This window comes from Janibacter alkaliphilus, from assembly GCF_013408565.1.
GTDB lineage: Bacteria > Actinomycetota > Actinomycetes > Actinomycetales > Dermatophilaceae > Janibacter > Janibacter alkaliphilus.
The window spans coordinates 3280165-3299716 of sequence record NZ_JACBZX010000001.1 but is presented as its reverse complement, the minus strand read 5'-3'; the positions used below and the strand labels follow the sequence as shown (position 1 = coordinate 3299716).

Sequence of the window (19552 nt, the reverse complement as noted above, 5' to 3'; positions counted from 1 at the left end):
CCTCCTGGTGATGCGGACGGGCGGGGACGTGGCGGTTGACGGACCCAGGATAGACAGCACACAACACGTTGTTAACTATGCGTAGCGTACTACTCATAATCGACGCATGGCCCCCTTCGCCACGTCCCGTCCGGCCGACAGCCCGCTGACCACCGGGGCGCTGGCCCTCATCGGCCTGCTCACCGCGACCCCGGCTCTCGCCCTGGTCGCCCCGGACCAGCTGGCCTCCTACGGCGTCGTGGACCCGGACGCCGTGACGACGACGCTGCTGCAGCACCGCGGTGCGCTGCAGCTCGTCCTCGGCGGGGCGCTGGTCTGGGCGGCGGTGCGGCCGGACGTCCGACGCCCGGTCGTCCTGGCGGCCGTCCTCGCCAAGGGGGTCTTCCTCGGGCTGACCCTCGCCAGGCCACAGGTGCGCGAGGACGTCAGCCCGGTGGCGCTCACCTTCGACGCGGTGAGCATCGCCGTGCTGCTGCTCTTCCTGCGGCGCCCCGGGATCCTCGCCCGCGACGCAGGTCGGGCCGCGTAGCCGGTCCGGACCGTCCTAGGACTGTCCTCACGGACCGGCCGCGCGCGCGGTCGGCGGCGACAGTCCTAGGACTGTCGGCCACCGGGCGGGGTCGGACTCGAAGGTGGTCGGTGCCAGCGCTTATCGTGGACGCCGACATGAGCCAGTCCGCCGCCTCGCACCTCTCGCCCGCCTTCCCCCGGCGGGCCGCCTGGGGTACCGCCGGGGCGCTGCGCGCCTGGCAGGCCGAGGCCCTGGAGCGCTACCTCGGCGAGGACCGGCGCGACTTCCTCGCGGTCGCCACCCCGGGCGCCGGCAAGACCACCTTCGCCCTGCGGGTCGCCGCCGAGCTGCTGTCGAAGGGGGAGATCACCGGCGTGACCGTGGTCGCCCCGACCGAGCACCTCAAGACCCAGTGGGCCGACGCGGCCGGTCGGGTCGGCATCCACCTCGACCCGCGCTTCTCCAACACCACCGCGGTCACCTCCCGCGACTACGACGGGGTGGCGGTCACCTACGCCCAGGTCGCCTCGCGGCCGGCGGTGCACGAGAGCCGCACCCGGGCCGAGCGCACCCTGGTCATCCTCGACGAGATCCACCACGGCGGCGACAACAAGTCCTGGGGCGACGCCATCCGCCAGGCCTTCGAGCCGGCGGTCCGCCGCCTCGCGCTCACCGGGACCCCCTTCCGCTCGGACACCAACCCGATCCCCTTCGTCGGCTACGAGTACGGCGACGACGGGATCCTGCGCAGCGCCAGCGACTACACCTACGGGTACGCCGAGGCGCTGCGCGACGGGGTCGTCCGGCCGGTGCTCTTCATGGCCTACGGCGGCGCGATGCGCTGGCGCACCCGGGCCGGGGACGAGGTCGCCGCCCGGCTCGGCGAGCCGATGACCAAGGACATCACCGCCCAGGCGTGGCGCACCGCGCTGGACCCGAAGGGGGAGTGGGTCCCGTCGGTCCTCGCCGCCGCGGACAAGCGGCTGACCGAGGTGCGGCGGCACGTCGAGGACGCCGGTGCGATGGTCATCGCCAGCAACCAGACCCATGCCCGCGCCTACGCCCGCGTGCTCACCGAGATCACCGGGGAGAAGCCGACCGTCGTGCTCTCCGACGACGGCGGCGCCTCGGAGCGGATCGAGCAGTTCGCCGCCGGCACCTCGCGCTGGCTCGTCGCGGTCCGGATGGTCTCCGAAGGGGTCGACGTGCCGCGGCTGTGCGTCGGGGTCTACGCCACCTCCACCTCGACCCCGCTCTTCTTCGCCCAGGCGGTCGGCCGCTTCGTGCGGGCCCGGCGCCGCGGCGAGACCGCCTCGGTCTTCCTGCCCAGCGTGCCGGTGGTGCTGGCGCACGCTGGCAACATGGAGGAGCAGCGCGACCACGCCCTGGACCGTCCCGAGGCGGCCGAGGACGAGGCGCCGCTGTGGTCCGAGGAGGAGGGGATGCTCGCCGCGGCGAACCGCAGCGAGAGCGCCAGCGATGACCTCGAGGGCAGCTTCGAGGCGCTGGAGTCCGACGCCCACTTCGACCACGTCCTCTACGACAAGCAGCAGTTCGGGCTGCACGCCGAGACCGGCAGCGACGACGAGGGCGACTACCTCGGGCTGCCCGGGCTGCTCGAGCCGGACCAGGTCAGCGCGCTGCTCACCGAGCACCAGAGCAAGCAGTCCCGGCGCACCTCGCGGCAGCGCCCGGCCGAGCAGCCGGTCTCGGCGCACCGGGCCCTGGCGGCGCAGCGCAAGGAGCTCAACAAGCTCGTCTCGGCCTACGCCAGCAAGACCGGTGCCCCGCACGCCAACGTGCACATGGACCTGCGCCGCGCCTGCGGCGGCCCCGAGCTCGCCCAGGCGAGCAGCGAGCAGGTCACCGAGCGGATCGAGCGGATCCGGCGCTGGTTCGTCGGTCGCCGCTGAGCCGACCGGGGCGGGAGACGACGGCGTCGCCATGGCCCGCGCCCCTGAGTCGCGGGTCTCGTCACGGCCAGCCGTGCACCACCACCTTGCCGAGGGTGCGACCCGTCTCGACGAGCTCGTGCGCCTCGCGCAGGGTCGCGGCGGAGATCGGCCCCAGCCGCCGGGAGACGGTCGGTCGCACGCGCCCGGCCTCGACCAGGCTGGCGACCTCGTCGAGGATGTCGTGCTGGGCACGCAGGTCATCGGTCTGGTGCAGCGCCCGGGTGAACATCAGCTCCCAGTGCCAGGCGATGCTCTTCGCCTTCAGGGGTGAGACGTCCCGCTCGCCGTCGTCGATCGCGACGATCTGGCCGAAGGGCCGCACGATCTCGGCGTAGACCGGGATCTGGCCCTCGGAGTGGGCGGTCACCACCCGGTCGACGCCGTCCGGGACGAGGTCGAGGACCTGGGTGGCGAGGTCGCCCCGGTGGTCGACCGTGTGCTCCGCGCCCAGCTCGCGGGCCCAGGCGGCCCGCTCGGGCGAGGAGGCCGTGGCGACCACCGTGACGCCGGGGAGCAGCGCCTCGGCGAGCTGCAGCACGAGCGCGCCGACGCCGCCGGTGGCGCCGACGACGAGCACGGAGCCGGAGGAGCCGGGCGTCAGCGCCAGCCGGTCGAGGAGGCACTCCCACGCCGTGAGGGACACCAGGGGCAGCGAGGCGGCATCGGCGAAGGAGAGCGTGGCCGGCTTGCGGCCGGTGATCCGCTCGTCGACGAGGTGCAGGCGCTGGTTGCTGCCCGGGCGGGCGATGCTGCCGGCGTAGTACACCTCGTCCCCGGGCCGGAAGAGGGTCACCGCCGGCCCGGTGGCGACCACGGTGCCGGCGGCATCGAAGCCCAGGGTGCGCAGCTCGGACGTGGGGGCGCCGGCTCGCAGCTTGACGTCGACGGGGTTGACGGAGACGGCCTGCACCTCGACCAGCAGGTCGTGATCGTCGGGGTCGGGGACCTTGACGTCGGTGTCGACGAGGGCGGCCGGGTCGCTGATCGGGAGGTTCTCGCGGTAGCCGATGGCTGGCGTGGTGGTCATGCCCCTGATGGTTCCTGCCGGGTCGTGGTTACCGTCAAGGCCACCTGGTACCCCACGGGTACTGTTGCAGGGTGAGCTCCGCCGATACCTGCGCCACCCGGGACGTCTATGCCGCCATGTGCCCCTGCCGGGACCTGCTGGACCTGCTCGCCAACAAGTGGAGCGCGCTGGCGATCGGCGCCCTCGAGGACGGTCCGCGCCGGTTCGGGCAGCTGCGCGCCCGGCTCGAGGGGGTCAGTCCCAAGGTGCTCTCGCAGACCCTGCGTCGCCTCGAGGAGCAGGGCCTGCTGACCCGCACCCCCTACCCGGAGGTGCCGCCGCGGGTGGAGTACGAGCTGACCGACCTCGGGCGTGGTGCCGCGGTGCCGCTGGCCGACCTTCGTCTGTGGGTGGAGGCCAACGCCCTGCCCGGCTGAGCCGGACAGCCCAGCCGGACGCCCCGGCCGGCCGCAGGCTCAGCCGCCGGCGCCCTCCCACATCCCCAGCAGCGCCATCCAGGCGCCGCCGGTGGTCGTCCAGATCGCGATGATGACCACCGACATCACCAACGCCACCTTGAACCACTCGTCGACCTTGACGTAGCCCGAGCCGTAGATGACCGCCGACGGGCCGGAGGCGTAGTGCGACAGCGCCCCGAAGAGGTTGCCGATGAAGCCGAGCACCAGCGCGGCGAACATCGGTGGCGCGCCGGCGGCGACCGCGGCGGCGAGGAAGACGGCGTACATCGCGACGATCTGCGCGGTGTTCGAGGCGAAGAGGTAGTGCACGTAGAAGTAGACGAGCGTGAGGATCGCGAAGGCGAGCAGCCACGGCATGCCGCCGACCAGCGAGGACACCCCGTCGCCGATCCAGCCGATGACCCCGAGGTCGTTGAGGTGGCCGGCCATCCCGACGAGCACCGCGAAGAAGATCAGGGTGTTCCACGCCGAGGCGTTGCGGGCCATGTCCTGCCAGGTGAGCACCCCGGTCAGCAGCAGCACCGCGATACCGACGAAGGCGGCCGCGGTGGCGTTGATCCCGAGGGTCTCGCCGAGCACCCACATGAGCAGCAGCAGCACGAAGGTCGCGGCCATGACGATCTCGCCGCGGGACATCCGGCCCATCGAGGCGAGCTCGTCGCGGGCCATCTGCGGCGCCTCCCGGGTCTCGGTGACGCTCGGGCCGTAGAGCCGGCTCATCACCCACGGCACCGCGAGCAGGCTGAGCAGCCCCGGCACGATCGCCGCGAGCGCCCAGTCGCCCCAGGAGATGTCGATGCCCATCTCCGCGGCCGCGTCCTGGGCCACCGGGTTGCCGGCCATCGCGGTGACAAACATCGCGCTGGTGATGACGTTGACGTGGGCCGCGGTGAAGGTCAGGTAGGAGCCCAGCCGCCGGCGGGACTCGTCGGTCTCCGGGGTCGAGCCCTGCACCTCGGCGATCGAGCGGATGATCGGGTAGATCACCCCGCCGGCGCGGGCGGTGTTCGACGGCGTCGCCGGGGCGAGCACGAGGTCGGTGGCGGCCATCCCGTAGGCGATGCCCAGCGGCGAGCGGCCCACCCGCGAGACGAAGTGCAGCGCCACCCGACGGCCCAGGCCGGTGAGCAGGAAGCCGTCGGCGATGAAGAAGGCGGCGACGATGAGCAGCACCGTCGCGGAGGAGAAGCCGCTGAGCGCCTCGCCGTCCTCGACGCTCATCGTCCCGGTGATCATCGCGGCCGCCAGGCCGATCAGCGAGATCGACGGGGTCGGCAGCGGCTGCAGGATGAGCCCGAGGATGGTCGCCACGAAGATGCCGAGCATCGGCATGCCGCGCGGCTCGACCCCGTCGGGGGCCGGGACCACGGCGATCACCACGGCCACGAGGACCATGAGGCCCAGCTTCCACAGCAGCGAACGTCTCGCGCCGGTCTCCTGCGTGCTCACGCCGGTGTCCTCTCGGTGGGGGCGGCCGGGTCCGTCCCCGGGACCTGACTGCTACACACCGTAGTAGATAGCCAGGGTCGCGTGCGCGGCCTACGGTGCAGGCATGCGATACGAGTACAAGGTCGTCCAGATCCGCGAGGGGCTCATCGGCGGCAAGATGTCCGCCGGCAAGCTCGAGGACGTGCTCAACGAGCACGCGAAGGCGGGGTGGCAGCTCAAGGCCGTGACGTCCGTCGAGGTCAAGGGTCGGATCGGTCCGGGCGGCACCGAAGGGGTGCTGGTCACCTTCGAACGTCCCGTCGGCTGACCCACCGGGCGGCCCCTCGGGCGACCGGGCCCGGGCTTTGACATCCTGAGCGCATGCAGAGCCCCACCGCCCCCGGCTGGTACGACGACCCCGACGACCCCGAGCAGCTGCGCTACTTCGACGGCATCGTCTGGAGCGAGCGCCGGGTGCCGAAGCGGGTGGAGCGCCGCGCCCCGGAGCAGCCGGCCGCGCCGAGCGCACCCGCGGGCGGCACGGACGTCTACGGGCGACCGACCGGCGCCCAGGGGCAGCCGGGCCACGGCCAGCCGCCGCAGGCGGGGTCGACGTCGGGGCAGGCCGGCTCGCCGGGTCTTCCGGGCAGCGCGCCCGGTCAGCCGGGACATCCGGGGCAGGGTGGCCCGCTGCAGTACTACGTGCCCGGCCAGCAGCCGCACGCGCCCGCTCAGGCAGGCGGCACCGAGGCGACCACCGCGGACGGGCAGCCGCTGGCCAGCTATGGCCTGCGGATCGCGGCCTACCTGCTCGACGGGTTGGTCGTCGGGCTGCTCAACCTGCTGCTCGGCGGGTGGGCGCTCTTCCTGGCGATGCGTGACTACATCGACTTCGTCCTCGAGGCGGCGACGAACAACGACCCGCAGGCGCTCGAGGGGCTGACCGTCGAGGAGGTCATGGGCTTCTACGACTGGGGCTGGTACGTCGCCTACCTCGGCATCTCGCTGGTGATCTTCGCCCTCTACCACTCGCTCATGGTCGGGCTGAAGGGCGGCGGCGTCGGCAAGCTGGCCGTCGGCCTGCGTGTCCGCAAGGTCGACACCCCGGGACCACCCGGGGTCGGGGCCGGCTTCATGCGCACCCTGCTGCCGCTGGCGGTGGCGCTGCCGCTCATCAGCTGGATCGCCCTGCCGGTCTACGTGCTCGACCTCATCTGGCCGCTGCGCGACGCCAAGCGGCAGGCCTGGCACGACAAGATCGCCGGCACGGTGGTCGTGCAGACCCGCCGTTGAGTCCGTGGGACCGCTGGTTGAGCCAGACAGACCGCTGCCGGCCTCAGGCCCGCTGCGCGCCCGCCTCGGCCATCTCCGCCCACGCCGTCTCGGTGCTGCCAGGGGCCACCCCGGCGACGAGCTCGTCGAGGACGGTCACCGCGAAGCCCTCGCGCACCCCGTCGAGCACCGTGGCCCGCACGCAGTAGTCGGTGGCGATCCCGCACACGTCGAGGCTGTCGACCCCCTTCGCTCGCAGCCAGGTCGCCAGCCCCTCACCGTCCTCGGTGCGGCCCTCGAAGCCGCTGTAGGCCGCCTCGTACTCGCCCTTGCGGAAGATCGCGTCGATCAGCGGCATCGCCGGGGAGAGGTTGCCGTGGAAGTCGCTGCCGAGGGTGCCCACCTTGCAGTGCACCGGCCAGGAGGTGGCGAAGTCGGGCTCGTCGCTGGGCGCCGCCCAGTGGCTCCCGGGGTCGATGTGCCAGTCCGCGGTGGCGACCACCGCGGCGTAGCGGCGCTCGCCGGCCGCGTCGCCCTGCACGAGCTCGGCCGCGCGGCGGGCGACCTCGGCGCCGCCGTCGACGCCCATCGAGCCCCCTTCGCAGAAGTCGTTCTGGATGTCGACGAGGACCAGCGCGCGGCTCATGCCCCGACCGTAGCGCCGTGCCCCGCCCGGCGACACCCGTCCTCAGCGCTCAAGGGCGACGATGAGGTCAGGGGGTGTCGGTGAGGAAGGTCGTCTCGATCGCCGGCTCGCCCTGGCTCAGCTGGTGGGCGCTGCGCGGCAGCTCGGCCACAGAGGCCTCGTGCCGGGCCCGTGCCCCGTCCAGGGTGGCGTGCTCGCCGGTGAGGACGACCCCCTCGCGCACCAGCGGCACGAGCATGTCCCGGTCGTCGTCGTCCCCCTGCGGCGGCTCACCGATGCCGAGCACCTCGGCCTCGGCGATCCCGTTGAGGTTGCGCCGCCTCAGCGCGTACTTGCGCCCGCCGACGGACTGCTTGTCCTGGCTCTTCTTGGCGACGCCCATCATCCGACCCTGCGCGTCCTCGCGGGCGACGAGCTTGTAGACCATCGAGGCCGTCGGGTGCCCCGAGCCGGTGACCACCCGGGTGCCGACCCCGTAGCCGTCGACCGGCGCCGCGGCCAGCGCGGCGATGGCGTGCTCGTCCAGGTCGGAGGTGACGACGATCCGGGTGTCCGTGGCGCCGAGACCGTCCAGCTGCTCGCGCACCTCCCGGGCCTGCACGACGAGGTCCCCGGAGTCCAGGCGGACCCCGCCCAGCCCGGTGCCGGCCACCTCGACCGCGGTCTGCACCCCCTGGGTGACGTCGTAGGTGTCCACCAGCAGCGTGGTCCCCGGTCCGAAGGCGGCCACCTGGGCGGCGAAGGCCTCCCGCTCCGAGTCGTGCAGCAGGGTGAAGGCGTGCGCCGAGGTGCCGCTGGTGGGCACCCCGTGCCGGCGCCCGGCCTCGAGGTTGGAGGTGGTGGCGAAGCCGGCCACGTAGGCCGCCCGGGCCGCGGCCACCGCGGCCTCGTCGTGGGTGCGCCGCGAGCCCATCTCGATGCACGGCCGGGTGCCGGCGGCCCCGGTCATCCGGGAGGCCGCTGAGGCGACCGCGGAGTCGTGGTTGAGGATCGAGAGGATCAGCGTCTCGAGGATCACCCCGTGGGCGAAGTCGGACTCCACGACGAGCACAGGGGAGTAGGGGAAGTACGTCTCGCCCTCGGCGTAGCCCCAGATGTCCCCGTCGAAGCGGTAGCCGGCGAGGAAGTCCAGGGTGTCCTCGTCGACGACACCGCGCTCGCGCAGGTCGGCGATCTCGGCGTCGCCGAAGCGGAACCGCTCGATGGCCTCCAGCAGCCGCCCGGTGCCGGCGACCACGCCGTAGCGCCGCCCGGCCGGCAGCCGCCGGGCGAAGGTCTCGAAGACGCACCGCCGCGAGGCCGTGCCGGAGCGCAGCGCCGCCTGCAGCATGGTCAGCTCGTAGTGGTCGGTGTGCAGCGCGCTGCTGCTCGACCGGCCGTGGGGTGCTCCGGGTCCGTCGCTCACCCGGGCCACTCTAGGGTGGGGGCCGTGTCCATCGCGCCCGCCGAGCAGACCACCGAGGAGATCTCGGCCACGGAGGATCTCGACGTCCCGTGGATCACCCTCGTCTGGAACGACCCGGTGAACCTCATGTCCTACGTGACCTGGGTCTTCCAGACCCACTTCGGCTACCCCACGGAGCACGCCGAGCGGCTCATGATGGACGTCCACCACAAGGGGCGGGCGGTCGTCTCCACCGGGCCCAAGGAGCAGATGGAGTCCGACACCGAGGCGCTGCAGGGCTACGGCCTGTGGGCGACCTACCAGAAGGACAGCTGATGGCCCGCGCCTTCCAGCCCGACGGCGACCTGCTCGTCGCCCTGCTCGACGAGCAGGAGCGGGCCGTGCTGCGCGGCCTGCTCGAGCAGGTACGCGGCCTCGTCCAGCCCGCCGAGCGCCCGGAGGGTGCCGGCTCGGACGACCCCTTCGAGGCCATCGTCGCCGGCCTCGGCGAGCTCTCCACCGCCGCCCCGGAGACCGCCGAGGACGCCCTGCCCGGTCGCGGCTTCGGCCTGGACGCCGACCGCGACCCCGCCCTGGACCGGCTCTTCCCGGCCGGCAACCGGGAGGACGAGCAGGAGGCCGCCGAGTTCCGCCGGTTCACCGAGCAGGGGCTGCGGCGCCGCAAGCACGACAACCTCACCGCCGCCGTCGCCGCGCTGGACGCGGTCGAGGGCGACGAGCTGCGGCTGACCCGGGCCCAGGCGCCGGCGGTGCTCGTCGCGCTCACCGACCTGCGCCTGGTCATGGGCGAGCGCCTCGGGCTGCGCACCGACGAGGACGCCGAGCGGCTGGAGCAGGCGGTCGACGAGCTCGACGAGGACGACCCGGCGCTCTTCGTGCTGGCCGTCTACGACTTCGTCACCTGGCTGCAGGAGTCGCTCACCCAGGCGCTGATGGCCGGCTGAGCGCGAGGCGTGGCGCTCGCCACGCGGCCTCCGGTGCGGCTGCCGGGGCCCGGCCGATCTAGGGTGTCCGGCGTGGTCGACTCACCCATCGGCATCTTCGACTCCGGCTTCGGAGGTCTGACCGTCGCCCGGTCCGTCATCGACCAGCTGCCGCACGAGTCGATCGCCTACCTCGGCGACACCGCCCGCGCCCCCTACGGCCCGCGCCCGATCGCCGAGACCCGCCGGTTCGCGCTGGAGTGCCTCGACCGGCTCGTCGAGCACGGCGTGAAGCTGCTGGTCATCGCCTGCAACACCGCCAGCGCGGCCGTGCTGCACGACGCCCGGGAGCGCTACGACGTGCCGGTGATCGAGGTCATCCGCCCGGCAGTCCGCCGTGCCGTGCTGGCCACCCGCAACCACCGGATCGGGGTCATCTCCACCCGCGGCACCCACCAGTCCCGGGCCTACCTCGACGCCTTCGCCGCCGCCCCGCACCTGCACGTCGCCAGCCGGCCGTGCCCCCGCTTCGTCGAGCTCGTCGAGGCCGGGCACACCTCCGGCCCCGAGGTGCTGCGGGTCGCGCACGAGTACCTCGACCCGCTGCGCGAGGACGACGTCGACACCCTCGTCCTCGGCTGCACCCACTACCCGTTGCTGACCGGGGCCATCTCCTACGTCATGGGTGACGGGGTGACGCTCGTCTCGTCCGCCGAGGAGACGGCCAAGGACGTCTACCGTGTGCTTGCCGACCGTGGGCTGCTGCGCCCGGAGTCGTTGCCGGTGCCGAGCCACGGCTTCACCACCACCGGCGACCCGGAGCAGTTCCGCGTGCTGGCCAGGCGCTTCCTCGGGCCCGAGGTGGCGGACGTCTTCGGCAACATGGGAGGGGCCGCGTGAGACTCACCGTCGTCGGCTGCTCCGGCTCCTTCGCCGGCCCGTCCTCGCCGGCCTCGAGCTACCTCGTCACCACCGAGCACGAGGGCCGCACCTGGCGGGTGCTGCTGGACCTCGGCAGCGGCGCGCTGGGCGCGCTGCAGCGGCACATCGACCCGGTCGAGCTGGACGCGGTGCTGCTCACGCACCTGCACCCGGACCACTGCATCGACCTGCTCGGGCTCTACGTCACCCGGCAGTACCGGCCGACCGGGCGGCCCCGGCACCGGCTGCCGGTGCACGCCCCGGCCGGGGCGCGGCAGCGGATCGACGCGGCCTACGAGTCGATCGAGGAGCCGGGCACCGACGCGGTCTTCGACTACCACGAGATCACCGACCGGGAGCCGGTGCGGGTCGGCCCCTTCGTCATCACCCCCTACCTCGTGCACCACCCGGTGGAGGCCTACGGCTTCCGGGTCGAGGCGCAGGGTCGGGTGCTGGCCTACACCGGCGACACCGACTCCTGCGACGCGCTGGCGCCGCTGCTGACCGGGGCGCACCTGGCGCTGACCGACTCCGCCTTCGTCGAGGGCCGCGACACCATCCGCGGGATCCACCTCACCGGGCGTCGCGCTGCCGAGGCGGCGGTGGCCGCCGGCGGGGTGCAGCGGCTCATGCTCACCCACATCCCGGCGTGGAACGCGCCGGGGGAGTGCCACGCCGAGGCCGACCAGGTCTGGCCCGGCGAGGTCGAGCTCGCCCAGCCCGACGCGGTCTACGAGGTCTGAGCAGCGCCCGGCTGGTCGAGCGCGCGCACCCAGCCGGCCACCTTCTCCACCAGCCCCTGCGGGCTGCGGGCGAAGGAGTAGTGGTCCACCGGGCGGCCCGGGGCCCCGTCGTCCTTGCGGAAGCGCCAGCGATCCACGCTCGCCCGCGGCAGCTTGCTCACCAGGTGGTCCACGCTGCCCGGCGGGGCGAGCTCGTCGTTGTCCAGGTCGATGGCCAGCAGCGGCACCTGGACGTCGACGAGCCGGGGCTCGACGGCAGCGCCGTCGGGCGCGAGCACCCCGGAGCGGGCGAAGCGGGCCCACTCGGCGACGAGGGTGCGCGGCTGGCGTCCTCCGAAGCCGATCCGGTGCCCGGGCCAGTAGCGCAGCAGCGCGGTGACCGCGGCCATCGTCTGGGTCTGCACGAGGATCGTCAGCGGCGACGGCTGCGCCCGCCAGTAGGGCGACCCGGAGCCGATGAGGACCGCGCCGACGACCTCGGTGCTGCGTCGGGCCAGTCGGGTGAGCAGCACCTGCCCGCCGAGGCTGTGCCCGGCCAGCACGACGGGTCGGCCGGGGAAGGTCTCGGCCAGGGCCTGCGCGGCGGCGTCCAGCCAGGCGGTCGCCAGCGCCCCGTAGCCGTAGTCGTGCCGTCTCCCGACGACCGGCCGGCTCTCGCCCTGACCCGGGTAGTCGACGACCGCGGCGGTCACGCCCTCGGCGGCCAGCGCGTCGATGAAGGGGCCGTAGTAGCCGGCGGCGACCCCCATCGCCGGCAGCAGCAGCAGGACCGGGGAGCCGTCGTCGTCGGCCGCGGCGCCCTGGATGCTCGTGCGGGTACCGCCGGGCAGCTGGAGGTCGGAGAGGATCTGCACGGGCGGCAGCCTAGAGGTCGCCCGAGCGATAGTTACCAGAGGGTCACTTCATGTGTGGCGCCACTACCCTGGAGCGCATGACAGACACCCCGCGACACGACGGCCGCACCCCCGAGGACCTGCGGGAGGTGCGGATCACCCGCAACTGGCTCGACCACGCCGAGGGCAGCGTGCTCGTCGAGTTCGGCCGCACCCGGGTGCTGTGCGCCGCCTCCTTCACCGAAGGGGTGCCGCGCTGGCTCAAGGGCAGGGGCACCGGCTGGGTCACCTCGGAGTACGAGATGCTGCCGCGCAGCACGAACACCCGCTCCGACCGGGAGGCCCGCAAGGGCAAGGTCGGTGGCCGCACCCACGAGATCAGCCGGCTCATCGGTCGGGCGCTGCGCGCGGTCATCGACACCAAGGCCCTCGGCGAGAACACCATCGTCGTCGACTGCGACGTGCTGCAGGCCGACGGCGGCACCCGCACCGCCTCGATCACCGGCGCCTACGTCGCCCTCGTCGACGCCGTCGAGGACGCCCGGGCGCGCGGCCTCATCACGGCCGACGCGCAGCCGCTCACCGGCTCGGTGGCCGCGGTCTCGGTCGGCATCGTCGACGGGCGCGCGGTCTGCGACCTGGACTACCCCGAGGACTCGACCGCCGGCACCGACATGAACGTCGTCATGACCGGCGACGGTCAGTACGTCGAGGTGCAGGGCACCGCCGAGGGGACCCCCTTCGGCCGCGGCGAGCTGGACACCCTGCTCGGCCTCGCCGAGACCGGGTGCGCCGAGCTCACCCGCCGCCAGCACGAGGCGCTGGCCCAGACCGCGCGGGAGCGGGTGCGCTGATGCCGCGGCAGGTCGTGCTGGCCACGCACAACGAGCACAAGGTGCACGAGCTGCAGCAGATCCTCGGCGGGGCCGGGCTCGACCTCGAGGTGCTGACGATGTCCGCCTTCCCCGAGGTGGCCGACGTCGCCGAGACCGAGGTCAGCTTCGCCGGCAACGCCACCCTCAAGGCGGCTGCCGTGGCCGCGGCCACCGGACTGCCCGCGCTCGCCGACGACAGCGGGCTGTCCGTCGACGTGCTCGGCGGCAGCCCCGGCATCTTCTCGGCGCGCTGGTCCGGGCGGCACGGCGGGGCGGAGCTCTCCCGCGCGGAGAAGGACGCCCGCAACCTGCAGCTGCTGCTCGATCAGCTGGCCGACGTCCCGGACGCGCACCGCGGCGGGGCCTTCCGCTGCGCCGCCGCACTGGTCGCCCCGGGGGAGGAGCCGGTGGTGGTCGAAGGGCGCCTGGACGGGGTCATCGGCGGTGCCCCCGCGGGGGAGAACGGTTTCGGCTACGACCCGGTCTTCGTGCCTGAGGGGCGGCAGCGCACCCTGGCGGAGCACAGCGACGAGGAGAAGAACGCGATCAGCCACCGGGGCCGTGCCTTCCGGGCGATGGTGCCGCACCTGCAGACGCTGGTCTGAGCCGCGCTGGTCATGGGTGCCGGAGGCGGGACTCGAACCCGCACACCCGAGGGCACCAGGACCTAAACCTGACGTGTCTGCCAGTTCCACCACTCCGGCTCGGGGGCCGAGTCTAGGCGGGCGGGGGCGCTGCTCCGCGCCGGCCCGGTACCGAGCGGGGGTCGAAGCCGTAGGGCAGCTCGAGCCGGTGCGCGCGCATCAGGTCGGCGTCGCCGAGGACGTCCCTGGTGGCGCCGTCAGCCACGACCGCACCCTCGGAGAGCACCACCGCCCGCTCGCAGAGCTCCAGCGCGTAGGGCAGGTCGTGGGTGACCATGAGCACCGTGATGCCGAGCCGCTCGACGACCTCGGCCAGCTCGCGCCTGGAGGCCGGGTCGAGGTTGCTGCTGGGTTCGTCGAGGACGAGGATCTCCGGTTCCATCGCCAGCACCGTTGCCACGGCCACCCGGCGCTTCTGACCGAAGCTGAGATGGTGCGGCGCCTGGGCGCGGACCTCGGTCATCCCGACCGCCGCCAGCGCCTCGGTCACCCGGTGCTGCACCTCGGGCTCGGAGAGACCGAGGTTGCGCGGGCCGAAGGCGACGTCGTCGGCGACCGTCGGCATGAAGAGCTGGTCGTCGGGGTCCTGGAAGACGATGCCGACCCGTCGGCGGATCTGCTGCAGATGGGGGCGAGCGACCGGCAGGCCGGAGATGTGCACCGTCCCGGAGGCGGCGGTGAGGATGCCGTTGAGGTGCAGCACCAGCGTGGTCTTGCCGGCCCCGTTGGGTCCGAGCAGCGCGACGCGCTCACCCCGGGCGACCCGCAGGTCGACTCCGCCGAGCGCGAGGTGGCCGTCCGGGTAGCGGTGCTCGAGGGCGGAGACCTCCACGACCGGCTCGCTCACAGCGGAGCCCTCGCCGCGAGCAGCACGATGAGGGCCGCGGCCGGGAGCACCAGTGCGCCCGCCCACACGCCCCCGGGGACCGCGTCGACCGCCCGGGTCGTGCCGCGCCCGGTGTACCCGCGCGACAGCATGGACAGATGCACCCGTTCGCCCCTCTCGTAGGAGCGCACGAAGAGCGCGCCGAGGGTGCCGGACAGGGCTGACCAGGAGCGCCAGGAGCGCCCGACGAAGCCGCGCGACTGGCGGGCGATCCGCATCTGCCGCAGCTGGCCACCGACCACGGCGGCGTACCGGATCATGAAGGAGATGATCTGCACGAGCTGACCGGGCACCCGGAGCCGGGCCAGGCCCTCGACGATGTCCGCCGGCTCGGTGGTGGAGGCCAGCAGCACCGAGGCGAGGGTGCCCAGGGTGGCCTTGGCCAGGATCGCCCATGCCCCCCACAGGCCGGGCTCGGAGAGGCTCAGCGGTCCGACGTCGACGCGCGGGCCGGTGGCCACCAGAGGCATGAGCAGCGCGAAGCACACGAACGGGATCTCGACCGCCATCCGCGGCAGGAGGTGGCGCAGCGGGACCCCGGACCAGCCCACCGCGAGCAGCAGCACGACCAGGTGGCCTCCGAAGGCCCACACCTCCTCCCGGGGGGTGGCGACGACGGCGACGACGAAGAGCAGCATCGCCAGGACCTTGACGTGCGCGGGCGCCCGGTGCACCGGGGAGGACCCCCGCCAGGTGAGCCCGTGGCCGGCGGGGTGCGCTCGGCCCACGTCAGTCGCGGCCGCGCCGGCCCAGCACCCGGGCGACGCCGAGCACGAGCAGACCGACGACGAGCACGCCGACCACCCCGGCGATACCGCCGGAGAGCCGCTCGTTCTCCACGCCGCTGGTACCGTAGTCGGCCAGCGGTGACTCGCTGTTGGCGCCGTCCTGGGCACTGTCGGCGAAGCCCAGCGACTCGGCGACGTGCTCGAGGCCGTCCGGGTGGCCGGAGGCGTAGAAGCTCACCACCCCGGCGACGGCGAGGGTGACCACCAGGGCGCCGACGAGGAAGGTCCGCAGCGACATCGTGGGCCGGCTCATCGGGTGGCCTCCGTCGCGGCCCGTCGGGGTGCTGCCTCGGGACGACGACCTTCGGCGCCGTGCACGAGGTCGGGTCGGGTGGCCATCACCGCCGAGACCACGAGGAAGGTGATCACGGCCTCACCGATCCCGATGAGGGCGTGCCAGGACAGCATCGCCGCCATCAACGTGTCCAACGGCACCGGGGCGGCACCGCCGACCTGGAAGAGCAGCGCGAAGACCGCGGCCGTGGCCGGGACCGAGACGAAGGCCGCGACGGCCGCCGAGACGGATACCGACGAGGCACGACGGGGCAGCACCGACCGGCAGGCGACGAAGACGCCCCAGCCCACCCAGACGCCGACCACCGCGAAGAGGGTCACGTTGGTACCCATGGCCGACACCCCACCGTCCGCGAAGAGCAGGGTCTGCACGACGAGCACGGCGGCGAGGCAGAGCGTGGCCATCCACGGTCCGACGAGCACGGCCGCCAGCGCGCCGCCGAGAAGGTGGCCCGAGGTGCCGCCGGCGACCGGGAAGTTGATCATCTGCGCGGCGAAGACGAAGGCGGCCACGAGTCCCGCCAGCGGGGCGGTGGGCTCGTCGAGGCGTCCGCGGGTGCGCCACAGCGCGGCGCCCACCCCGGCCACGGCGATCACGCCGGTGGCGACCGATGTCGGGCCGTCGAGGAATCCGTCGGGTACGTGCATGGGCTTCTCCTGTCGTCCTCCGGCAGCATGACAGATGCAACAGTGTCGCAACAGGTACCGGACCGGTGCCGCAGCGTGATCGGCGTGACGCGCGTCGGCCCGGCACGTGGGTGCCCGCTGGGATAGGTTGTCCGGGACCATGACCAGCCACGACGGCTCTCGGGAGGATGCGTGACCGAGCGACTGCAGCCGGGGGACACCGCCCCCGACTTCACCCTGACCGACGACACCGGCCAGCAGATCAGCCTGAGCGACCTGCGCGGACGCCGGGTGATCGTCTACTTCTACCCGGCGGCGATGACCCCGGGGTGCACCACCCAGGCGTGCGACTTCAGCGAGTCCCTGGAGGACCTGAAGGAGGCCGGCACCGAGGTCGTCGGGATCTCCCCGGACGACCCGGAGAAGCTGGCCCGCTTCCGCGAGCGCGACGGGCTGAGCATCATGCTGCTGTCCGACCCGGACAAGGCGGTGATGACCGCGTGGGGCGCCTATGGTGAGAAGAAGCTGTACGGCAAGGTCGTCGAGGGCGTCATCCGCTCGACGATCGTTGTCGGAGAGGACGGCGTCGTCACCCACGCCCTCTACAACGTCAAGGCGACCGGCCACGTGGCCCGGGTCCGCCGCGACCTGGGCATCGGATGAGCAGCACTCGGCGACCCGGTAGCGACCGATCCGGCAACGCCTGACGCCACCGCATCAGACCTGGCACCATCAGACCTGGCACCGACCGAAGGACGGAATCCCGCATGAGTGAGAAGGCCCCCAGCGAGCTGAAGCTCGAGAACGACATCACGGAGGCCCGTGACCGGCTGGCCACGACGATCGACGAGCTGACGGTGCGCGCCGCGCCGAAGAACGTCGTCGCCCGCCAGACCGAGGCCGCCAAGAAGGGCTTCTACGACGCCACCCACGACGACAAGGGCGAGCTGCGCACCGACATCTTCGTCGCCGCCGGCGCTGCGGTCGCCGGGGTCGTGCTGCTCGTCGTGCTCAACTCCCGCCGCCGCGAGCGCAAGTGGGCCCGGCAGCGGGCACGCCGCTCCTGGTGAGCCGACCCGCGGTGCCCGCGGCGCACGAGGAAGGGCCCCGAGATGTTCTCGGGGCCCTTCCTCGTGCAGTCGTTCTCGTGCGGTGCGCCAACAGGGACTCGAACCCCGAACCCGCTGATTAAGAGTCAGCTGCTCTGCCAATTGAGCTATTGGCGCGCGAAGGGAGACATTAGCACCGGCCGGGCCTGGGACCGAAATCGGTTCCCGGCCACCATCGTCGGTCCCGCCCCCGAGCCTCAGCCGCGGTAGCTCTCCAGGTCGATCCGCTCGTCCTGGTCGTGGTCGCCGCGACGCCGCGCCCGGGCCACCAGGGCGACGATCAGCGCCAGGACCAGCACCGCGGCGCCGAGCACCCACACCCACCACGGCACCCCGGAGTCGTCGCTCGCCTCGTCGGCCGCGGTCTCGTCGTTGCCCTCGGCTAGCGGTCGCGGGCTCTCCCCGTCGGTGGCCGAGCCCGAGGACGAGCTGCTGCTGGAGGACGGGCTGGACGAGGTGCTGCTCGGCTCGCTCGTCGAGCTCGGGGCCTGGCTGGTCGGCTCCGCCGAGCTGCTGGCGCTGGAGCTGGGCGCCGCCGGCGCCTCGGCCGAGCTGGAGGCGCTCGAGGTCGGGGCGGACGAGCTCGAGCCGCCCCCGGTCGAGCCGCCGCCGGAGCTGCTGGCGCTGTTGCCCGAGCCGTTGCCGGTGGACCCGGCGCCAGAGCCGCCGCCCCCGGTGCTGTCCGGCGTCGAGCCGCGCCCGGAGGTGGTGTCGTAGGTGAAGCTCACCGAGCCGCTGACCCGGTGCCCGTCCTCGCTGACCACGCTGTAGGAGACCGTCCAGTCGCCCTGGCTCATGCTGGGGTTGATCGGCCGGTAGACGGTGTTGCCGTCGACCTCGACCGATCCCTGATGGGCCGAGGCGCCGCCCTTCGTCACGGTGACCCGGGCGAAGTCGGTGCCGATCGGCTCGTTGAAGCGCAGCATGATCTCCGGCGGGACCGCGGTGATCGTAGCTCCGTCCGCCGGGCTGGATGCCTGCAGCGCGGCGTGCGCCGAGGCCGGTGTGGCCGGTGCGGCCGAGAGCAGCCCGGTCAGCGCGGCCACGAGCAGGGTCGCGAGCAGGGCGGCGCCCCTGGCGTGCAGGGACGGACGGTGGTCGGGGCGGTGCGCGCGGGTCACGCAGCCCATCGTGCCTGAGCATCGTCGGTCTGCTCTGGAAGGGGTCCGGCGCGCCCCGTCACGCGTGGTTCGGAGCACCGTCTCGCAGCAGGTACAGTGGTCGCCGCCGCGCCACGAGCGCGGCTTCATGGTGGGCGTAGCTCAGCTGGTAGAGCATCGCGTTGTGGTCGCGAGGGTCGCGGGTTCAAGTCCCGTCGCTCACCCCAGACGACGAAGGCCCCGGAGATGGTTCTCCGGGGCCTTCGCGCTGCGTCGGGGCGGGGATCTGGCTCAGCCCACCCGGTACTTCGCCGCGATCTCCTTGAGCTGCTCGCTCTCCGGTCCGGGCGGCGGCACGAAGACCGCCTCGCGGTAGTAGCGCAGCTCGGCGATCGACTCGGTGATGTCGGCCAGCGCGCGGTGCCCGCCCGCCTTCTCCGGGGACTGGAAGTAGGCCCGCGGGTACCAGCGCCGGGCCAGCTCCTTGATCGAGGAGACGTCGATGATCCGGTAGTGCAGGTGCGACTCCAGCGCCGGCATGTCCCGGGCGAGGAAGCCGCGGTCGGTGGCCACGGTGTTGCCGCCCAGCGGAGCCTTGCCAGGCTCGGGGACGTGCTCGCGGACGTAGGCGAGGACCTGCGCCTCGGCGTCGGCCAGCGTCGTCCCGCCGGCCAGCTGCTCCAGCAGGCCCGAGCTGGTGTGCATCTGGCGGACGAAGTCGTTCATCTGCTCCAGCGCGGCCTCGCTCGGACGGACGACGACGTCCACCCCCTCGCCGAGCTGGTTCAGCTCGTAGTCGGTGACCAGCGCGGCCACCTCGATGAGGGCGTCGTCCTCGAGGGACAGGCCGGTCATCTCGCAGTCGATCCACACGATGCGGTCGGTCTGGGCGCGCTCCGTCGTCGTCACGCGCACCCACTGTAGTCACCGTCACCGACGTCCCCGACCTCGCCGGGGCGCTGCTCGACTAGCCTGCCCGCATGAGCTGGCCCCAGCAGCCACCCCCGGGGGGATGGCCTCAGCAGCCCGGCCCACCGCCCCAGGCGCCCCCGCCCGGCTACCACCGCGGATCCGCGCCCACCCCGCCTCCGGGCTATCCGCAGGGTC

At 73.1% G+C, this 19552-nt stretch carries 24 protein-coding genes and 3 tRNA genes; 14 read left to right on the top strand and 13 right to left on the bottom strand.

All coding sequences use genetic code 11. The features are described from left to right. The first annotated feature begins 106 nt into the window (after positions 1-106). Positions 107-529, top strand: coding sequence for a hypothetical protein (locus BJY28_RS15630; protein WP_179463809.1), 423 nt, complete (start codon positions 107-109; stop codon positions 527-529). A gap of 137 nt (positions 530-666) precedes the next feature. Next, positions 667-2424, top strand: coding sequence for a DEAD/DEAH box helicase (locus BJY28_RS15625; RefSeq protein ID WP_179463808.1), 1758 nt, complete (start codon positions 667-669; stop codon positions 2422-2424). A 61-nt stretch (positions 2425-2485) separates the two neighbouring features. On the opposite strand, the gene BJY28_RS15620 is transcribed toward BJY28_RS15625, so the two are convergent. Beyond that, positions 2486-3493, bottom strand: coding sequence for a zinc-binding alcohol dehydrogenase family protein (locus tag BJY28_RS15620; protein ID WP_179463807.1), 1008 nt, complete (start codon positions 3491-3493; stop codon positions 2486-2488). A gap of 71 nt (positions 3494-3564) precedes the next feature. On the opposite strand from BJY28_RS15620, the gene BJY28_RS15615 reads away from it, so the two are divergent. Further along, entirely contained in the window at positions 3565-3909 is a 345-nt protein-coding gene (locus BJY28_RS15615; protein WP_343037153.1) for a winged helix-turn-helix transcriptional regulator, read from the top strand. Positions 3910-3948: 39 nt separating this feature from the next. On the opposite strand, the gene BJY28_RS15610 is transcribed toward BJY28_RS15615, so the two are convergent. After that, complete coding sequence (locus BJY28_RS15610; RefSeq protein ID WP_179464253.1) at positions 3949-5346, bottom strand: DASS family sodium-coupled anion symporter; 1398 nt, start codon at positions 5344-5346, stop codon at positions 3949-3951. A 157-nt stretch (positions 5347-5503) separates the two neighbouring features. Here BJY28_RS15610 and BJY28_RS15605 point away from each other — a divergent pair, with 157 nt between their 5' ends. Next, positions 5504-5707, top strand: coding sequence for a DUF4177 domain-containing protein (locus tag BJY28_RS15605; RefSeq protein WP_179463806.1), 204 nt, complete (start codon positions 5504-5506; stop codon positions 5705-5707). 53 nt (positions 5708-5760) lie between these two features. Then, on the top strand, positions 5761-6672 hold the full coding sequence (locus BJY28_RS15600) for an RDD family protein (RefSeq protein WP_179464251.1): 912 nt from the start codon (positions 5761-5763) through the stop codon (positions 6670-6672). Positions 6673-6715: 43 nt separating this feature from the next. Here the strand turns inward: BJY28_RS15600 and BJY28_RS15595 are convergent, their stop codons facing one another. Continuing rightward, entirely contained in the window at positions 6716-7297 is a 582-nt protein-coding gene (locus BJY28_RS15595; protein WP_179463805.1) for an isochorismatase family protein, read from the bottom strand. Positions 7298-7364: 67 nt separating this feature from the next. Further along, positions 7365-8702, bottom strand: coding sequence for a nicotinate phosphoribosyltransferase (locus tag BJY28_RS15590; RefSeq protein WP_218913345.1), 1338 nt, complete (start codon positions 8700-8702; stop codon positions 7365-7367). Between the two features lie 24 nt (positions 8703-8726). Here BJY28_RS15590 and clpS point away from each other — a divergent pair, with 24 nt between their 5' ends. The 4 genes from clpS (at position 8727) to BJY28_RS15575 (ending at position 11289) form a co-directional block, all read left to right on the top strand. Beyond that, on the top strand, positions 8727-9017 hold the full coding sequence (gene clpS, locus BJY28_RS16530; protein WP_425485717.1) for an ATP-dependent Clp protease adapter ClpS: 291 nt from the start codon (positions 8727-8729) through the stop codon (positions 9015-9017). Further along, positions 9017-9646 (top strand): DUF2017 domain-containing protein, encoded by a 630-nt coding sequence (locus BJY28_RS15585; protein WP_179463804.1) that lies wholly within the window; start codon positions 9017-9019, stop codon positions 9644-9646. Before clpS ends, BJY28_RS15585 begins: the two co-directional genes overlap by 1 nt. A 72-nt stretch (positions 9647-9718) precedes the next feature. Continuing rightward, positions 9719-10525 carry a glutamate racemase gene (gene murI, locus BJY28_RS15580; protein WP_179463803.1) on the top strand — a complete coding sequence of 269 codons (807 nt, stop codon included), beginning with the start codon at positions 9719-9721 and terminating at the stop codon, positions 10523-10525. Next, positions 10522-11289, top strand: a complete 768-nt coding sequence (locus tag BJY28_RS15575; RefSeq protein ID WP_179463802.1) for an MBL fold metallo-hydrolase — start codon at positions 10522-10524, stop codon at positions 11287-11289. The genes murI and BJY28_RS15575 overlap by 4 nt, the downstream gene beginning before the upstream one ends. Here the strand turns inward: BJY28_RS15575 and BJY28_RS15570 are convergent. Continuing rightward, complete coding sequence (locus BJY28_RS15570; protein ID WP_179463801.1) at positions 11277-12143, bottom strand: alpha/beta fold hydrolase; 867 nt, start codon at positions 12141-12143, stop codon at positions 11277-11279. The two genes, BJY28_RS15575 and BJY28_RS15570, sit on opposite strands and share 13 nt — an antisense overlap. Positions 12144-12220: 77 nt before the next feature. Between BJY28_RS15570 and rph the strand changes: the two genes are divergently transcribed. Beyond that, on the top strand, positions 12221-12976 hold the full coding sequence (rph, locus tag BJY28_RS15565; protein WP_179463800.1) for a ribonuclease PH: 756 nt from the start codon (positions 12221-12223) through the stop codon (positions 12974-12976). Next, positions 12976-13602: an RdgB/HAM1 family non-canonical purine NTP pyrophosphatase gene (gene rdgB / locus BJY28_RS15560; RefSeq protein WP_179463799.1), complete on the top strand. Its 627-nt coding sequence runs from the start codon at positions 12976-12978 to the stop codon at positions 13600-13602. Before rph ends, rdgB begins: the two co-directional genes overlap by 1 nt. 17 nt (positions 13603-13619) lie before the next feature. Here rdgB and BJY28_RS15555 read toward each other — a convergent pair. The 5 genes from BJY28_RS15555 to BJY28_RS15535 form a co-directional block, all read right to left on the bottom strand. Beyond that, positions 13620-13701 (bottom strand) — tRNA-Leu (locus BJY28_RS15555). A gap of 13 nt (positions 13702-13714) precedes the next feature. Continuing rightward, positions 13715-14488, bottom strand: a complete 774-nt coding sequence (locus BJY28_RS15550) for an ATP-binding cassette domain-containing protein (RefSeq protein ID WP_179463798.1) — start codon at positions 14486-14488, stop codon at positions 13715-13717. Beyond that, a complete protein-coding gene (gene cbiQ / locus BJY28_RS15545; RefSeq protein WP_179463797.1) occupies positions 14485-15201 on the bottom strand; it encodes a cobalt ECF transporter T component CbiQ in 717 nt (238 codons plus the stop codon). Before cbiQ ends, BJY28_RS15550 begins: the two co-directional genes overlap by 4 nt. Before the next feature lie 55 nt (positions 15202-15256). Then, on the bottom strand, positions 15257-15568 hold the full coding sequence (locus BJY28_RS15540; RefSeq protein ID WP_179463796.1) for a PDGLE domain-containing protein: 312 nt from the start codon (positions 15566-15568) through the stop codon (positions 15257-15259). Next, positions 15565-16257, bottom strand: a complete 693-nt coding sequence (locus BJY28_RS15535) for an energy-coupling factor ABC transporter permease (RefSeq protein WP_179463795.1) — start codon at positions 16255-16257, stop codon at positions 15565-15567. The genes BJY28_RS15540 and BJY28_RS15535 overlap by 4 nt, the downstream gene beginning before the upstream one ends. A gap of 171 nt (positions 16258-16428) precedes the next feature. Here BJY28_RS15535 and bcp point away from each other — a divergent pair, with 171 nt between their 5' ends. Then, complete coding sequence (bcp, locus tag BJY28_RS15530; RefSeq protein WP_179463794.1) at positions 16429-16899, top strand: thioredoxin-dependent thiol peroxidase; 471 nt, start codon at positions 16429-16431, stop codon at positions 16897-16899. A gap of 104 nt (positions 16900-17003) precedes the next feature. Beyond that, the gene (locus tag BJY28_RS15525; protein WP_179463793.1) at positions 17004-17306 is read left to right on the top strand and encodes a DUF3618 domain-containing protein; all 303 of its coding nucleotides are present in this window, start codon (positions 17004-17006) and stop codon (positions 17304-17306) included. An 83-nt stretch (positions 17307-17389) separates the two neighbouring features. Here BJY28_RS15525 and BJY28_RS15520 read toward each other — a convergent pair. Together BJY28_RS15520 and BJY28_RS15515 are read right to left on the bottom strand one after the other, a co-directional pair. Beyond that, positions 17390-17462 (bottom strand) — tRNA-Lys (locus tag BJY28_RS15520). Between the two features lie 80 nt (positions 17463-17542). Then, positions 17543-18466 carry a copper resistance protein CopC gene (locus BJY28_RS15515; protein WP_179463792.1) on the bottom strand — a complete coding sequence of 308 codons (924 nt, stop codon included), beginning with the start codon at positions 18464-18466 and terminating at the stop codon, positions 17543-17545. Positions 18467-18596: 130 nt separating this feature from the next. On the opposite strand from BJY28_RS15515, the gene BJY28_RS15510 reads away from it, so the two are divergent. Continuing rightward, positions 18597-18672: transfer RNA gene (locus tag BJY28_RS15510), tRNA-His, on the top strand. A gap of 64 nt (positions 18673-18736) precedes the next feature. On the opposite strand, the gene orn is transcribed toward BJY28_RS15510, so the two are convergent. Continuing rightward, positions 18737-19354, bottom strand: a complete 618-nt coding sequence (gene orn / locus BJY28_RS15505; RefSeq protein ID WP_343037151.1) for an oligoribonuclease — start codon at positions 19352-19354, stop codon at positions 18737-18739. Positions 19355-19552 lie beyond the last annotated feature (198 nt).

Bases quoted from the DNA above. Each gene is read 5' to 3' on its own strand.
- BJY28_RS15595 (WP_179463805.1), bottom strand. From the start codon at position 7,297: ATGAGCCGCGCGCTGGTCCTCGTCGACATCCAGAACGACTTCTGCGAA.
- BJY28_RS15625 (WP_179463808.1), top strand. From the start codon at position 667: ATGAGCCAGTCCGCCGCCTCGCACCTCTCGCCCGCCTTCCCCCGGCGG.
- BJY28_RS15620 (WP_179463807.1), bottom strand. From the start codon at position 3,493: ATGACCACCACGCCAGCCATCGGCTACCGCGAGAACCTCCCGATCAGC.
- BJY28_RS15535 (WP_179463795.1), bottom strand. From the start codon at position 16,257: ATGCACGTACCCGACGGATTCCTCGACGGCCCGACATCGGTCGCCACC.
- rdgB (WP_179463799.1), top strand. From the start codon at position 12,976: ATGCCGCGGCAGGTCGTGCTGGCCACGCACAACGAGCACAAGGTGCAC.
- BJY28_RS15600 (WP_179464251.1), top strand. From the start codon at position 5,761: ATGCAGAGCCCCACCGCCCCCGGCTGGTACGACGACCCCGACGACCCC.
- BJY28_RS15585 (WP_179463804.1), top strand. From the start codon at position 9,017: ATGGCCCGCGCCTTCCAGCCCGACGGCGACCTGCTCGTCGCCCTGCTC.
- rph (WP_179463800.1), top strand. From the start codon at position 12,221: ATGACAGACACCCCGCGACACGACGGCCGCACCCCCGAGGACCTGCGG.
- BJY28_RS15605 (WP_179463806.1), top strand. From the start codon at position 5,504: ATGCGATACGAGTACAAGGTCGTCCAGATCCGCGAGGGGCTCATCGGC.
- BJY28_RS15525 (WP_179463793.1), top strand. From the start codon at position 17,004: ATGAGTGAGAAGGCCCCCAGCGAGCTGAAGCTCGAGAACGACATCACG.
- BJY28_RS15630 (WP_179463809.1), top strand. From the start codon at position 107: ATGGCCCCCTTCGCCACGTCCCGTCCGGCCGACAGCCCGCTGACCACC.
- BJY28_RS15610 (WP_179464253.1), bottom strand. From the start codon at position 5,346: ATGGTCCTCGTGGCCGTGGTGATCGCCGTGGTCCCGGCCCCCGACGGG.
- BJY28_RS15540 (WP_179463796.1), bottom strand. From the start codon at position 15,568: ATGAGCCGGCCCACGATGTCGCTGCGGACCTTCCTCGTCGGCGCCCTG.